The organism is Corynebacterium aurimucosum ATCC 700975, assembly GCF_000022905.1.
GTDB lineage: Bacteria > Actinomycetota > Actinomycetes > Mycobacteriales > Mycobacteriaceae > Corynebacterium > Corynebacterium aurimucosum_F.
Genome location: NC_012590.1, coordinates 1,045,089 through 1,059,674, shown reverse-complemented (window position 1 = coordinate 1,059,674; position 14,586 = coordinate 1,045,089). Strand labels below are relative to the sequence as shown.

11 protein-coding genes are annotated in these 14,586 nt (G+C 59.7%); 4 read left to right on the top strand and 7 right to left on the bottom strand.

Translation table 11 applies throughout. The annotated features are described in order from the left end of the window. Nucleotides 1-159 precede the first annotated feature (159 nt). Together CAURI_RS05065 and CAURI_RS05060 are read left to right on the top strand one after the other, a co-directional pair. A complete protein-coding gene (locus tag CAURI_RS05065; RefSeq protein WP_010187296.1) occupies nucleotides 160-1,230 on the top strand; it encodes a lipoate--protein ligase family protein in 1,071 nt (356 codons plus the stop codon). 117 nt (nucleotides 1,231-1,347) lie between these two features. Continuing rightward, nucleotides 1,348-2,718 carry a dicarboxylate/amino acid:cation symporter gene (locus CAURI_RS05060; RefSeq protein WP_010187297.1) on the top strand — a complete coding sequence of 457 codons (1,371 nt, stop codon included), beginning with the start codon at nucleotides 1,348-1,350 and terminating at the stop codon, nucleotides 2,716-2,718. Nucleotides 2,719-2,928: 210 nt separating this feature from the next. On the opposite strand, the gene CAURI_RS05055 is transcribed toward CAURI_RS05060, so the two are convergent. The 6 genes from CAURI_RS05055 to CAURI_RS05030 form a co-directional block, all read right to left on the bottom strand. Beyond that, complete coding sequence (locus CAURI_RS05055; RefSeq protein WP_012714972.1) at nucleotides 2,929-3,696, bottom strand: ATP-binding protein; 768 nt, start codon at nucleotides 3,694-3,696, stop codon at nucleotides 2,929-2,931. A gap of 5 nt (nucleotides 3,697-3,701) precedes the next feature. After that, entirely contained in the window at nucleotides 3,702-5,327 is a 1,626-nt protein-coding gene (gene istA, locus CAURI_RS05050) for an IS21 family transposase (RefSeq protein ID WP_012714971.1), read from the bottom strand. 331 nt (nucleotides 5,328-5,658) lie between these two features. Then, on the bottom strand, nucleotides 5,659-6,921 hold the full coding sequence (locus tag CAURI_RS05045) for an HNH endonuclease signature motif containing protein (protein WP_010187302.1): 1,263 nt from the start codon (nucleotides 6,919-6,921) through the stop codon (nucleotides 5,659-5,661). A gap of 270 nt (nucleotides 6,922-7,191) precedes the next feature. After that, nucleotides 7,192-8,382 (bottom strand): MFS transporter, encoded by a 1,191-nt coding sequence (locus CAURI_RS05040; protein WP_010187303.1) that lies wholly within the window; start codon nucleotides 8,380-8,382, stop codon nucleotides 7,192-7,194. A gap of 101 nt (nucleotides 8,383-8,483) precedes the next feature. Continuing rightward, nucleotides 8,484-9,767: a D-arabinono-1,4-lactone oxidase gene (locus tag CAURI_RS05035; RefSeq protein ID WP_010187305.1), complete on the bottom strand. Its 1,284-nt coding sequence runs from the start codon at nucleotides 9,765-9,767 to the stop codon at nucleotides 8,484-8,486. Next, entirely contained in the window at nucleotides 9,764-10,936 is a 1,173-nt protein-coding gene (locus CAURI_RS05030; protein WP_010187307.1) for an alanine racemase, read from the bottom strand. Before CAURI_RS05030 ends, CAURI_RS05035 begins: the two co-directional genes overlap by 4 nt. Before the next feature lie 90 nt (nucleotides 10,937-11,026). Here CAURI_RS05030 and CAURI_RS05025 point away from each other — a divergent pair, with 90 nt between their 5' ends. Together CAURI_RS05025 and CAURI_RS05020 are read left to right on the top strand one after the other, a co-directional pair. Then, a complete protein-coding gene (locus tag CAURI_RS05025; RefSeq protein ID WP_010187309.1) occupies nucleotides 11,027-12,574 on the top strand; it encodes a succinic semialdehyde dehydrogenase in 1,548 nt (515 codons plus the stop codon). A 17-nt stretch (nucleotides 12,575-12,591) separates the two neighbouring features. Continuing rightward, entirely contained in the window at nucleotides 12,592-13,557 is a 966-nt protein-coding gene (locus CAURI_RS05020; protein WP_010187311.1) for a winged helix DNA-binding domain-containing protein, read from the top strand. A gap of 1 nt (nucleotide 13,558) precedes the next feature. Here CAURI_RS05020 and CAURI_RS05015 read toward each other — a convergent pair whose 3' ends face one another. After that, nucleotides 13,559-14,470: a cation diffusion facilitator family transporter gene (locus CAURI_RS05015; RefSeq protein WP_010187313.1), complete on the bottom strand. Its 912-nt coding sequence runs from the start codon at nucleotides 14,468-14,470 to the stop codon at nucleotides 13,559-13,561. Nucleotides 14,471-14,586: the final 116 nt, after the last annotated feature.

Here is a 14,586-nt window from a genome sequence, read left to right as displayed (position 1 = left end):
CCCGCAACATAGCGCCCAACAGCGACTCTCTACGCAACCCCTTACGATTCCCAAAGGCACAGCCAAGAGACGTTAGCTACCCCCGCCCCAGTTTCCGAGTTCATTAAATGGTCTACTCCCCCAATCGTCACACCGCCATACCTGAGTACCCTGAACACCATGAACCAAACTAAACACTTCGAACTCAAAGTCCCCGGCGGCAAACTACTCGTCGTCGATCTCGACATTGATACCAATAGCACCGTCACCGCGGCCAAAGTCTCCGGCGATTTCTTCCTCGAACCTGAGGAAGCCTACGAGGCACTAGCCCCAGCGCTGGTCGGCATCACTACTGCCACCAGCACCGAGGACATCCAGTCCCGCCTAGACGCCGCCCTTGCGCGAATCGATTCGCCCGTGGCCCTCCACGGATTCGATACCCACCACCTTGCGGTTACAGTCAAGCGCGCGCTGTCTGGCGGCACCGACTTCACCGACCACAGCTGGGAAATCCTGCGCCCAGGGGTTCTGCCCACCCCAGTAAACGTTGCACTTGATGAGGTCCTTCTCAACGAAGTTGCGGAAGGAAAACGCGGGCCCACGCTCCGCTTCTGGGAATGGGAAGACCGCGCCGTCGTCTTCGGTTCCTACCAGTCCTATGCCAACGAGTTGGACCAGGAGGGCGTCGACAAGCACGGCATCATTCCGGTGCGTCGAATCTCCGGTGGCGGTGCGATGTTCATGGAGGGCGGCAACTGCGTGACCTATTCCCTGTACGCCCCGGACTCGCTCGTGGCCGGCTATTCCTACGAGGCCAGCTACGAGTACTTGGACCAATGGGTACTCGCGGCACTTGGCAAGCTTGGCGTCAACGCCTGGTACGTGCCGATTAATGACATCACCTCGGACGGCGGAAAGATTGGCGGTGCCGCGCAAAAGCGCCGCAAAGGTGCGGTGCTCCACCACACCACGATGAGCTATGACATCGATGCGGACAAGATGATGGAAGTCTTGCGCATCGGCAAGGTCAAGGTCTCCTCCAAGGGCCTGGCCAGCGCAAAGAAACGTGTGGACCCGCTGCGCCGCCAGACCGGCGTGCCCCGCGAGGAAATCATCGACACCATGGCACGCGAGTTCGCCACCCGCTACGGCGCCGTCGACGCTGAGCTTTCCGACGACTCCCTAGCCGCCGCCCGGCGCCTCGTCGACACCAAATTCCTCAACGAAGAGTGGACTAAGCGCATCCCATAATTTGCAGGGGAATTTCTGGGCAGCGTACGGTGTTATAAGTTCTAGTGAACCGATCGGTATAAATCTACCGAACCATTTGGTCCATTTCTATACAACACTGTCTAGAAGGAAAATCTCGTGTCCGACACTTCCTCCCGCGCATCCTCGCGCACGCTGCCCTCGTGGGCCACCGGCTTTGGCGCCCAGGTCATCGCCGGCCTCATTATCGGCCTCATCCTCGGCTTCATCGCTTCCGGCATGGAGTCCGAATGGCTCTCCGATACCCTGTCCGGCGTCGGCGGCGCGTACGTCCAATTGCTCAAGGTGATGGTCCCGCCGCTCATCTTCGCGGCCGTCGTCACCTCGGTTGCCAACCTGCGCAAAGTGGCTAACGCCGCCTCGCTGGCAATCTCCACCCTCGTATGGTTCGCCATCACGGCCTTCTTCTCAGTCTTGGCCGGCATCTTCGTCGCCCTCGTGATGAAGCCAGGCGTAGGCACGACTGTCGACGCCTCCACCGCCGCCGATCCCTCCAACGTTGGCTCCTGGACCGCCTTCCTCCAGCAGCTCGTCCCCGCCAACTTCTTTGGACTCAAGGCTTCGCTTAGCGACGGCGAAGTCTCCCTCAGCTTCGGCGCCCTTCAACTCCTTGTTATTTCCTTGGCCCTGGGCATCGCCGCGGTCAAGGCTGGTAAGGCAGCCGATCCCTTCCTGCGCTTTACTGAGTCCTTCCTCAAGGTCATTCAGGTGGTCCTCTGGTGGATCATCCGCCTCGCCCCGATTGGCACCGCCGCCCTCATCGGTAAAGCCGTGGCCACGTATGGCTGGGATGCGCTTAGCTCCTTGGGCAAGTTCGTCCTCGCTATGTATGTGGGCCTTGCACTCGTCATCTTCGTGGTTTACCCCGCCGTGCTCGTCTTCAATCGGATCCCGGTTGTTGGCTTCTACAAGCGCGTATGGCCAGTCTTCTCCCTCGGCTTCGTCACCCGTTCCTCGATGGGCGTGATGCCCGTGACCCAGCGCTTTACGGAGAGAGCCATGGGTGTGCCTCGCGAATACGCTTCCTTCGCCATCCCGCTCGGCACTACCACCAAGATGGACGGCTGCGCCTCCGTCTACCCGGCCATCGCCGCCATCTTCATCGCTCAGTTCTACGGAATTGACCTTTCCCCGACCCAGTACCTTCTCATCATCTTCGTTTCCGTCATTGGTTCCGCAGCTACAGCCGGCACAACAGGCGCCACCGTCATGTTGACCCTGACGCTTTCCACGCTGGGCCTTCCGCTCGCTGGTGTGGGTCTCTTGCTGGCCATCGAACCCATCATTGACATGGGCCGCACCGCCGTTAATGTCACCGGTCAGTCGCTGTGTGCCACCATCGTGGCCAAGCGCGCCGGCATTCAAGACGAAGCCGTCTGGGACGCTGCTGGTAACGGAGTCTCACACATAATGAACGAGGACCAGGACGCAGACGAGCTCGAGAGCCAGCCGGTCAACACGACTGCATAACTCTTCCCGCCCCAAGCCTTCCTGACACGCACGAGTCGTGAAGGGAGGCTTTGGCATTTCTGCGCCAATCGAAGGACCTTCCTCGTCGTTCTTTTCGACGGTGTTAGTTTAAAGCTGTTCAGAAGACTGAAATGGTAGCGGTGTGGTGAGTATCTGGTAGCGCCTGAGTGAGTATCCGGTAGCGGTGTCTCACTCAGGCGTTGTTGGTGGTTATGCGTTGGTGTTCAGGCGCATGTTTGGTCCTTCGAGTGTGATGATCTCGGCGCCGGAGACGAGTCGGTTGAGGATTGACTCGGAGATCACGGCGTCGGGGATGGACTTGTACCACTCCAGTGGGGTGAATTGTGAGGTCACTATCGTTGAGACTTTGCCTTCACGGCCGGCGAGGATGTTGAGAAGTTGGTGCGCAGTCGCGGCATCAACAGGTGTGGTCAGGAAGTCATCGAGGACTAGGACATCGACGTCGTGGAGGTGCTGGATGAATTTCAGCCGTTTAGGGTCATCGGGTTGGAGGACTGCCAGTTCGGCGGCGAGCATGTCGGTGCGGTAGAACCGTGCGGAGTAGTCTTTGCGGCATGCTGCTGTGATCAGGGCTTGGGCGAGGTAGGTTTTGCCGACTGAGGATTTGCCCAGGATGACAATGTTTTGGCCCAGGTGGCACCATTGTCCGTGAGCGAGTCTGCTGACTTGCTCGGGGTTGATGTTGCGGTCAGGCGTGCAGACCACGTTTTCAAGGCAAGCATCAAGGTTTGGAGATCGGAATGCTTTCAGCAGTTTGTTGATGCGTCGCTCGCGCCTGGCCGCGACTTCTTTATCAAGTGCGTAGAGCACCTTTTGGGAAAACGTCCATGTGTCGAATGCGGGATCGTTGGCGATGTCGATGACGCTTCTGCCAAAGGCTGTCATCCGCAGCGCGGTGAAGTCGGGCAGGACGGATTCGTCAAGGAAGCGATCTGTTGGCGGGGTTGGTGATGACAAGGGGTTTAGTTTCCTTTCTTTGCGAGGTTGTCCATGCTGAACTGGTCTGCACCGCCGAGAAACGCGCCGGTGGTATCCCGGTCAGCGGCTACAGGCTGGGCGGTTGTGGTGCTACGCGGGGCCTGGTCTAATCCGCGGGGCCGGGTGGCGTGTTCTTTGCGTATGGCGGCCATCATGTTTTTGACTGCGGTATATGACACCGCCCGTCGGCTGCCGTCGTTGGCGGTCAGGCGCTGGCATGCCTCTTCCAGGATTGGTTTGTTGCCGTGTTTGCCCATCGAAAGCACATTTCGGCAAGACTGGTACGCCTGGGCCGGGATGGCTTTCGCCGCGATGAGTTCTTCGATGACCTTGCGTGTTGCCGGGCCGGTTTTGCTGGCTTCGCGATAAAAGTAGTCACTAGTCCACAGTCCACGGGTGGAGTCCATTCCAGATGGAATGTGCTCATAGTCAGTGACATAGGCCCCACGCTTATGCGAAACCTGGTGGGTTGCCACGGTCGTCCCCTGATCAAAGACGGTCAAGACCTGGCCTGTGATGCGCACATCGACAGTGCGGCCAACAAGCTGATGCGGGACGGAGTAGCGCACCGTTGCAACCGTGATATGGAAATCAGGGGCCACTTTCGCGCGCTTCCACTCGGTGTGCTGCCATGGGGTTGTCGGCAGGTCAGCAAGGAGATGCTGCTCGTGTTCTTCGAAGAGATCCCTGCGGCTGATGTGCTGACTGCGAAACGGCACGGACCTGTTGATTGCATCGACTAAGTCCACAATCTTTCCGTTGAGCTCGTCCAAGTCAACACACTGGTGGCCTTCAAGGGCGTGGATGACTTTGTGTGTGACGATCTTTACCGCAGCTTCCACATTCGCTTTATCCTTCGGCCGACGCGCGCGCGTAGGAAGTGCTGCTGTGTTGTAGTGCTCCAAGAACTGCTGGTAAGTGTCGTTGACCTTCCGATTCCTATCGGCAGTGCTGATCGCGTTTGATGCCGTCGACGCGTTATCGGGGACAACAACCTGGCAGACCCCACCAAAGTAGTCAAACGCTTGACGGTGGGTATCAAGCCAGGACTGTTGCCGCTGGTCAATACACGCACAGGCAAACAGCATCCCTGAATACGGCAGCGCGGCAACGAAAATGCTGACTTTCGCACCCGGTGTGCCCGCAGGGTCGTACAGGCACATCTTGGTCCCCGCCCAATCCACCTGCATCGTATGCCCTGGTGCATGGGTGATCCGGGCGGTAAGCCCGGCCGCATCGACATGGGAAGCAACCAACTGGCGGAACCGGTCGTAGCTGTAGTGACGCTGACCCGGCTGGGCGGGGATCGTGGTGTACCGAGCCCACAATACTTGCAGTGTTTGCTTCACACGCCCTGTGCGTGCTTTGACGACCGCGTCAAAGTCAATCGGGACGAACTCGCCTTGCCCGCTACTGCGCTTGTCAACGAATATCTCGTCCAGCTCGTCATTCGTCAACGCCGCGACCTGCTGGGCAGTGGTCAAGCCAAGGCTTCGCAGCGCTTGGTTCGCTCGGGAAATCGCGCGGTGCGAGCACCCGAGTTGGTCTTCAATCTGGCGGTAAGAACGCTTCCTAATCAGCAGCGTCATCACCGCACGGTAATCCGTCATCAGCGGACTCCTTCCAGTACGCGCCGCACCCGAGTGGTGCGGCTACCGGAAGTATCATCCCGAGCGCCCTGAGCTGCTACCAGATACTCACTGAAGCGCTACCAGATAGTCACGACACTGCTACCAAATAGCCGGTCGCAACATAAAGCTCGGTACTTGGTGCTTTGGGGTCGTCGTCTGTGACGACGGTGGGTGTGTTCTTGGGGTTTACCTTTCTTTCTGGGTCTTCCTGGACTGTGGGGGTGTCGTCGTTTGAGACGACGAGTCTGGGTTGAATCCTTGTAAGGGGTGTGCTTTGAGTTTTTCGTCGTTTGAGACGACGACTCAGGTTTTAGAAGGGGATGTCCTCGCCGCTGTCGGTGTCGGTCTGGGCTTCGGCCTTGGCTTTGGCTTGTTGTGCGTAGTCGTCGAGTTCTTGTTTGAGGTGCTGGGCTTCTTCGCGGATGCGTTTCCTGGTGGCGGTGATATGTTGGGCGACTGTTTGTGCCCAGCGTTTCTGTTTAGGTGCTAGTGGTCCTTCTGCTTCGGTGATGGTCCAGGTACCGTCGACGAAAAGCCAGATGACATCCCCACTGTAGGGATCTAGCAGGTATTTTAAGGTGCCATCAGTTTTCATATTGTGATGGCCTTGGCATAGGCATGCCAGGTTCTTCGGATGGGTTGGCCCACCATCGGCCCAGTTATGCCGGTGGTCGAGTTGAGTAAGAAAGGCGGGTTCTTCACAGCCGCCGACTCGGCAGGTCCCGTCGCGTCCTTCCACATGCTTGCGCATGATGATTCCTGGTTGATAGCCGTCTGCTTCGGGAATATCACCGGTTAAGTCCCGGGTTTTATCATGCGGCATGGCCTCTTGCCGCCAGCCGAAGCCTTCAACATAGGTTGGAGCATTCTCAATATCGCAGGCTTGGTAGGTGTGTAGCACTACGGTAGCTGGTGGTTTTATTTCACCGCTTAAAAGTTTGATGACGGCTTCAGGAATTGTCAGGTCGTGCTGGGCTGCGGTTTTGCGGATGAAAGCATCGAGTTTTATGCCAGTATCTTCTTTTACTTGGAGTTCTAGCCAGGCGGTGGTGCCATTCGAGGAGAAGCGGTACGCATCTTTCGGGCGGGTGTCGCGAAAGGCGATGGAGTCATCCAGGGTTTTACAGAGGTCGCGGACTTTGCGTCTGATTTGGCTGCGGGTAGGAAAAGCCTGATTCGCCTTGGTTGGGGTGAAGAAGTCGGCGAGGACGGTGTCGATGAGATCCAGGGTTTCATCCGTTAGGGCTGTTAGTGCTGACATGGGCTGATCAATGGCAATCAAGGACTCGATGTCGAGCAGGCAGTGGGTGTCTTGTATGGCTTTGACTTTCGGCAGGCTATCAAGGCGGTGGATAGCGCGCAGGCCTGCTTTGATGTGGCCTTCCGGTAGTGACCAGGCAGCCACCAAGCTTAAAGCGGTGGTGTTGATGTCTGCCTGCAGACTGGGCATGGCAGCCTGCCAGGTGTCATAAATGGAACGGCGGGCTGCCGCACGGGCTATGGCGTGTGGATTATTGGGGTTGGTGATGGAAAAGAAAGCGGTTGAAGGACGTGTGGCGGCGGCGGTGGTCATGGAAGTCTCCCCCGAGACAGATACTGGTTTAGAAGCTGTGTTCTAACCGTAATTGTAGTACCACATAACCCGTATGGCTATAGCCAGCAATGAATTCACGTCAAGTCGTTACTACAAACGGGGGTAACCATCACGAGTTAGGTGATGCGTTCGAACCTCAACCAGCAGCGCTCACCAGAGGAAACGATTAATGCCCCACGCGCGGTGTCGGTGGCACGTGGGGCGAGGGGGTTCTACTGGGCGTCGGGAAGCGCGACGCCAGTAAGTAATTTATTCGTACCGCACATCACCGCGCGCGATGTCCTTGCGCCCGTGAACAGAGAAGTAGACCACCGAAGCAACCAGCAACAAAGCCGCCAGCATCCAATACATGGCGGAATACCCCGTCGCGGAGATAACCTGCCCCAGCAGAATCGGACCGAAGCCAATGCCTAGGTCCAGCAGCAAGAAGAAAGTCGAGATGCCCGCGCCCATCTCATGCATCGGCACCAGACGCACAGCGATAGCCTGACCTGCCGGCAGGATGGAGCCATATCCAATGCCCACCAAGGCACCCGCCGCAATAATCTGCCAATCAGCAACAGCCGAAGCCAGGACTGCCAAGCCGGCAATAAAGAATACGAGCGAGGAATAAATGATGATGTTGTCACCGCGGCGGTCCTGCAGCTTACCCAGCACAAAGCGCAGGATGAGGCTCACCACCGCATAAGCCAAGAAGAAGTAGCTAGCCCCCTTTTCCAGACCGGCTTGAGCGGAATAGCCATTCAGGAAGGTAATAATGCCCGTATAAGCAACACCGACCAAAAGGATGAAGACACCGAATGGCGCGACCGCTGGGTGCACGATATTACCCAAGGAGAAGGAGACGCTTCGACGCTCCTGCGCCGGCGCCTTGACGATGAGCCCCAAGCCCATGGCCACTACCGTCAGCGTCAGCGCCACCAGAAACACGGTGTTATAGCCAGCATTGTGGACAATCGCTAGACCTGCCGCCGGACCAAAAGCAGTGGCCAGTGTCGTCCCTAGGGCGAAGTAACCGGTTCCCTCAGCGCGGCGATGGTCAGGAATCACCGATTGCGCCACGGCCATCACAGCCGTTGAGGCCACCGCATAACCGAAGCCGTGCAAGATACGGACAGCAAACAACAGCGGCAGTGACTGAGCTGGGAAATACAGCGCCATCGCCACAGTGACCACGATGAGGGAGACAACCAGCGAGCGCTTCCGCCCAGCAGCATCCACAATGTAGCCCGAAAAAAGGCGAGCAATCGTCGCCCCCACCACGAAGGCGCTTGAGGCAAACCCGCCCGCCGTATCCGAAGCCTGAAACTGCTCGACGGCATACAGCGCCATGATGGTCACGAGCAGATAGAAGACCGAAAATTGGGCGAAATTGACCAACCATGCAAACACGAATGTCGGCGTAATGAGGGACTGGGATTCAGAGGACGTTTGAGACACCTTCTTCAGCAGTGTTATGGAATTAAGACTTCCACACGCTACCAAATATCAGAGATACTTTCGAATCCTTTCTGGGAAATGCACTGCGCTTGACGACGCCCCTATCCGAACAGTTTCCGCAGGTAGGGCGAACCAAACTTCCACTCCGGATCCATATTCTCGCGTAGCTGACAGAACTCATCAAATCTTGTATAAAGTTGAGCAAAGTCGTTTCGGGACAAGGAGTTCATTTTGCCCCAGTGCGGGCGCCCACCCGCTGCACGGAAGATGGGCTCCAGCTTCGGCATGTAGTCCTGCGGGTTGAGCGCACGCGGAATGTGGAATGCAATGTACATCGATTCGCGGCCCGATGCCGTCGACAGCGCAACGTCATCCGCGGCCGTCGTGCGCAGCTCCATCGGAAACCCGATACGCCAGTCCTGTTCGTCGATGAAGCGGCGGATCTCGCGGACGGTGGCGGGGCCGTCGGCAAGCGGCACTGCGTACTCCATCTCGTGGAAGCGAACCCGGCGCGGACTGACGAACACATCGTGAGCAGCGGAACGGTAGCGGTTATGAGAAATGACCGAGGTGGCGAACTTGTTGAGCATCGGGATAGTCCCCGGAATAAGACGCCCCAGCGTCAGGGCGGCGGCGAAGGCGCCGTTGCCGATGAGCTCGTCGTCGATAAGCGCTTTGAGACGTGAGCGGCGCTCCCCGTTCGGTTCGAGGCGCGTGTTGGCCTTGACCATCGCCCGGTCGGTGTGCGGGAACCAGTAGGACTCGAAGTGGTCGACGTCCCTAGAGAGCTCTTCCCAATTATCCATCAGCTCGTCGAAGGCAATGCCGGATTCTTCCGCCAGCAGGTCGAAGGCATCCACGCACTGCATTTCAACTTCGACAACCACGCCGAGCGCGCCCACACTGACGACCACGAGGCGAAGGAGCTCTGGGTCTTCGTCGATGGAATAGGTGCGGGTGTTGCCGTCGGCGTCGATAAGCGTCAGCCCAGTAACCGTGCCCGCAAAGCCCGTGTAATTGATGCCGGTGCCGTGGGTCGAGGTCGATATTGCGCCCGCCAGCGATTGCGGGTCCACATCGCCCTGATTAGCCAGGGCAAGGCCAAAGGGGCGCAGAAGGGCTGGGACATCACGTAATCGAGTGCCCGCCAGGAACCGTACGCGCTTGCGCTGCTTATCGACGCTCACCAGCCCACTCACGTGATCGAGATTGAGCATCGTCTCCTCCCCCGCCGCAATGGGAGTGAAGGAGTGGCCGGCGCCCACCGCACGCACGCTGCGGGAGCGACTAATGATTCCGGGGATCTCGTCTATGCGGGAGGGCTGTACAAGCTCCTGCGGTTTCGTGGTGACCGACCCTGCCCAATTGCTAAATGTGGTTGTCATCGGAGTGTCCATCCTTGTCCTCTATAGGTGTCCCATACATCAACGCCGTCATTCCCAACGGCCAAAAGACGGTCGACGTTCTCTGTCATTTCGCCGGCCTTGGCGTGGCGGAACCACACCAAGTCCTCGACGTTCAGGTCAGCCCCATGCAGCGGGGTTTGCACCTCACCGGCACCCTCCGTGCTGGAATAACTCAGCCCTGCCGGCCACACCGGAAGCGGAACGCGATCCTTGGCGGGCGGCCCGGAGGCAATCCAGCCTCCGGAGTTGACCGTGGCCCAGCCCGGCGCGGGAACGCGGGAGACCTGGCAGACGAAGAACGCTGCCGCCTTGTGGTTGATGCCGGTGAAGTCATCGAAGATCGCTGGCGTGTAGAAACCGGAGCCAGCGGCCAGCTCGGTCAAGGTTCCCTCGGCCGCAGATTCCTGGAGGCTGCCCGTGCCGCCGCCGTTGACGAATTCGATGTCCGCCACCTCCCGCGCTGCCTCCACGCAGGCTCGGCGCCGCGGGGCCAAATCCGCCATGGACTTGGTGCGCAGCCAGCGCTTGACCGCCCCCACCGGACCTGGCAGGCCATCCGCGACGGATGCCACTTGCCCCTCATAGGCCATGAGTCCGACAAGCCGGTGCCCGCGTCGAAGAATCTCGCGCGCCAGTACCGAGACCTGGTCCGGCGTGCGCACGGGCGAGCGCCGCGGGCCGATAACCGCACCCGGCAGGTGGAGCGTGCAATCAATATCGATGGCCACGCGCAGGGTTCCCTCCAGCAGGCCGAGGAGCTCTACGCTGTCCACCATGATCGTGATGGACTCGCGCGCAATGTCATCCGCTGCGAGCTCACGCAAGGCTTTCCGATTGACGCTCGGATAAGCCACCACGATGTCACGGAAGCCCTCTTCCACCAGATGCAGAGCCTCTGGAACGGAATAGGCGAGGATGCCGCGGTAGCCCTCGTGCTCGAGGGCGCGGCGAAGTGCTGCCACGCTGCGTATTGACTTCGAGGCCACGCGGATGGGTAGTCCCCCGGAGCGGGTCAGCATTTGTGCAGCGTTGTAGTCGAATGCAGCGAGGTCGATGACGCCTACGGGCGCTGGGCTTTCTCCAGATCTGACGAGCGGCTCAACGGCCGCGCGTACCTGGGCCTGTGGAGTAGTCGCGAGGATTGGCATAGCGTCATCCTAACCACGATTAATTTAGTTTGTGAGACAAATCTCGAAAAATGTATAGCGCCATCGCATATTTTTGGGACAATAGACCGCATGAAGACCTTCACTCAGACCCGTCTGCCCCAGCGAGTGCTCAATTTCTTGGACACGGACCCCACCCGCGATGTTTGCGGCACGGGTGAGCAGCACCAGGCTCATGCGCCATTTACCGGTGAGGAGCTCTTTAGCTTCCCTGTCGCCACCGCGGGGGACGTCGAGAAGGCCGTCAACTATGCGCGCGCCGGCGTTGGGCAAGGTGACCGCGCCGCCATCCTGCTGCGCCTGCACGACCTCGTTCACGAGAACGAGGAGCTCATCCTCGACCTCATCCAGGCAGAAAACGGCAAGTCCCGCTCCCATGCCTATGACGAGCTGATGGATCTGTATAACTGCGCGCGCTTCTACGCGGTCAATATCCGCAAGGCTTTCGGCGCAGACCGCCACCCCGGCGCGCTTCCCGTGCTGACTAAGACGCGCACCCAGCATTACCCACTGGGTGTAGTGGGGCTTATCTCTCCGTGGAACTATCCCCTGTCCCTCGGTGTGGGCGATGTTCTGGCAGCACTCTCGGCCGGTAATGCCGTGGTGCACAAGCCGGATTCTCAGACCACGCTGACGGCGATCCTTCTGCGACGCCTAGCCATCGAGGCGGGCCTTCCGGAGGCCGCTTGGCAGCTGGTTCCCGGCCGCGGGGCGGAGGTGGGTGATGCCCTCGTGCCGCTGGTGGATGGCCTCTCCTTTACTGGTTCCACCAAGGCCGGCAAGTCCATCGCCACCCAGGCTGCGGGGCGCCTCATCCCCACCATGCTGGAGTTGGGCGGCAAGAACCCGATGCTCGTGCTTGACGACGCCCCCCTCAAGCCCACCGCCCAAGGTGCCGTGCGCACCGCATTTTCCTCCTCCGGGCAGCTGTGCATGTCCGCCGAGCGCGCCTATGTCCACGAGAGCGTCGTTGAGGAGTTCCTCGCAGAACTTCAGAACGCGCTGGACCAGCAGGTGCTCGGCGCGGCCTTCTCCGATGCCGCCACCATCGGCTCGCTGACCTCGCAACGCCAGCTCGATGCCGTTAAAGCCCACGTGGAGGATGCCGTGTCCAAGGGCGCCACCGTGGTCTACGGAGGAAAGGCCCGGCCGGACCTTGGTCCATACTTTTATGAGCCCACCGTGCTGACTGGTGTGACCCCAGAGATGGATCTCTATGCCACCGAAACCTTCGGCCCGGTCCTCGCAGTCTATGCGGTGAGTTCCGACGCCGAGGCCATCCAGCTCGCCAACGACACCACCTACGGCCTTTCTGCCTCCGTGTGGTCCGGAAACTCCCGCCGCGCGTGGAAAGTCGCCTCCCAGCTGGAGGCCGGCATGGTCAACATTAATGAGGGCTTCGCCGCCGCCTATGGCTCGATCGCCGCGCCCGGTGGCGGCGTCAAAGAGTCTGGCCTAAACCACCGCCACGGCATTACCGGCATGCGCCTGTGGGCCAACGAACGCACCGTGGCCGAGCAGCGCCTGCACCCGCTTGCGCCTTCGGAGTACATCTCGCCGGAGCGCTTCCGCCAGCTGGTCTCCACCGGCATGCAGCTGATGAAGACTTTCCGGCTCTAAACGCCATCAAAACAACTATGAAGGAACTTACCCGCGACGAGCTTCTCGCCCGTCGGCTCATCGCTCAAGGCCTTGCACCATCGGCCGCGCGGCCGACTCTGGCGTCGGCCCTCGATGTTGCTGAACATCTCCTCGCCCTCCAAGGCCAGACCTACGATGCCGGCATCAGAGCGCTTTCTCTTCGCGCCGGCTGCGATGAGCAAAAGGTACTCGAAGACATTTCTCACTTTCGCGTGGTGCGCTGTTGGCCGCAGCGCGGCACGCTGCATTTCATGCCGGCTGCCGACGTCCGCTGGATGTCCCGCCTGCTCTACCCGCGCGTAGCCTCCAGCCAGAAGTCTCGGCGGCCCAGTCTAGGGCTCAGCGAAGAAATGTTTGAGACGTGCTCTGAGGCCCTTCACAACGCAGCGACATCACCTTTAACCCGCGCGCAGGTCTATGAGCTTTTCGCTGAAGCTGGTGTTGATCCCACTGAAGGCAGGGGCTCCCATCTACTCCGCGCTTTCGGCGGTGCCGGCGACCTCGTGCAGGGCCCGAAAGCTGGCAGCCAAGAGACTTTCCTCCACGTCGACGCGCTGCCTACCGTCCAGCGTGAACCGGAGGAACCGCTTGCTGAGCTGGCCCGGCGCTATGTCGAAGGGCACGGCCCAGTGTCCGCAGCCGACCTCCAAACATGGTCCAAGCTCAGCAAATCCCAGGCCGCCAAGGCACTGACATCGGCGGTTGCTCGACCTATGCGCCACGATGGTCAGGACTTCTGGATGGCCCCCTGGCAGGAGGATGTCACAGCTGGCGAGATCGATGCAGCCCTCAAAATCCGCCTCGAGCTCCCCGCTTTTGATGAATACCTTCTGGGCTATGCGCACAAGGAATGGATCGTTCCCGATGAGATCCGCGATGATGTCCTTACCAAGAACGGCCTCAGCTGGCCGTGGGTCATGGAGGGCGGACGCGGGGTCGCAAGCCTGCGGTACGCGAGGTAATCTACAACATCCGCAGGACACGGCGGTGCACCGTGCCGGCTGGTTCAACGTGGATGAACACCTCGGCACCGGAGAAAAGCTCGTCGATGGCGTCCTCGATACGGTCGGCGATGGTGTGCGAGTGCAACACCGTCCATTCGCCGGGCACGTCCATCGTCAGGTACACAAGGCGCTGACGACCCGCTGCCACTGTGCGGCGCGAGGTGAAGGAGACCTGGTGGTGGTCCTCCAGCTCATTGAGAAGCGCGTCCAGCTGGGCATGCTCCTCCTTGGGCAAGGATTCCGACAAAAGGGAACTCAAGGATTCCTTGAGCAGCTTGTACCCGGTCCACAGGATGTTAATGCCCACGGCAAGCGCAATGACGGGGTCCAGCCACAGCCAGCCTGTCAACGCCACTGCCCCAATGCCGACGATGACGCCGACGGAGGTCCAGACGTCGGTAAGCAGGTGCTGGCCATCCGCCTGCAGAGTAGAAGAACGGTACTGCTTACCTGCGCGGACCAGCATCACGCCTACTACCAAGTTCACTACCGCGGCTATCAGCGACAGCAATAGACCCACGCTTGGTTGCTCGAGCGGCAGCGGGTGCAAGAGGCGCCGGATGGCCGTGTAGATGATCATCGCGGCCGCGACGAAAATCATCGCACCTTCCACCAGCGCGGAAACATATTCGGCCTTGCCATGACCAAACTGGTGGTTCGCATCCGCGGGCTTGGCGGCAATCTTGATGGCGATGAATCCCACCACTGCGGCGACTAGGTTGACACCGGACTCGAGAGCATCCGAAAGGAAGCCCACCGACCCCGTCACCGCGGCAGCAATCACTTTGAGCACAATGGTGACGACGGCGGCGGCGATGGAGAGCTTCATAAAGCGCTCGAGCAGCAGTTGCTCTGAGCTAAGAGAAGACAAGTTAAAACTCCTTCGGTTCGGGTGCGGACCGAAGGTCTCGTTCACGCCGCAGGCTGTGCAAACGCTGGCTGGCCGGGCGGAAAAGCCAGTATGTCGACCAGGCATCTCGGAAAGTA

Excerpts from the sequence above, each read along its gene's own strand:
- CAURI_RS05065 (WP_010187296.1), top strand. The coding sequence starts at position 160 with ATGAACCAAACTAAACACTTCGAACTCAAAGTCCCCGGCGGCAAACTA.
- istA (WP_012714971.1), bottom strand. The coding sequence starts at position 5,327 with ATGACGGATTACCGTGCGGTGATGACGCTGCTGATTAGGAAGCGTTCT.
- CAURI_RS05045 (WP_010187302.1), bottom strand. The coding sequence starts at position 6,921 with ATGACCACCGCCGCCGCCACACGTCCTTCAACCGCTTTCTTTTCCATC.
- CAURI_RS05035 (WP_010187305.1), bottom strand. The coding sequence starts at position 9,767 with ATGACAACCACATTTAGCAATTGGGCAGGGTCGGTCACCACGAAACCG.
- CAURI_RS05030 (WP_010187307.1), bottom strand. The coding sequence starts at position 10,936 with ATGCCAATCCTCGCGACTACTCCACAGGCCCAGGTACGCGCGGCCGTT.
- CAURI_RS05025 (WP_010187309.1), top strand. The coding sequence starts at position 11,027 with ATGAAGACCTTCACTCAGACCCGTCTGCCCCAGCGAGTGCTCAATTTC.
- CAURI_RS05020 (WP_010187311.1), top strand. The coding sequence starts at position 12,592 with ATGAAGGAACTTACCCGCGACGAGCTTCTCGCCCGTCGGCTCATCGCT.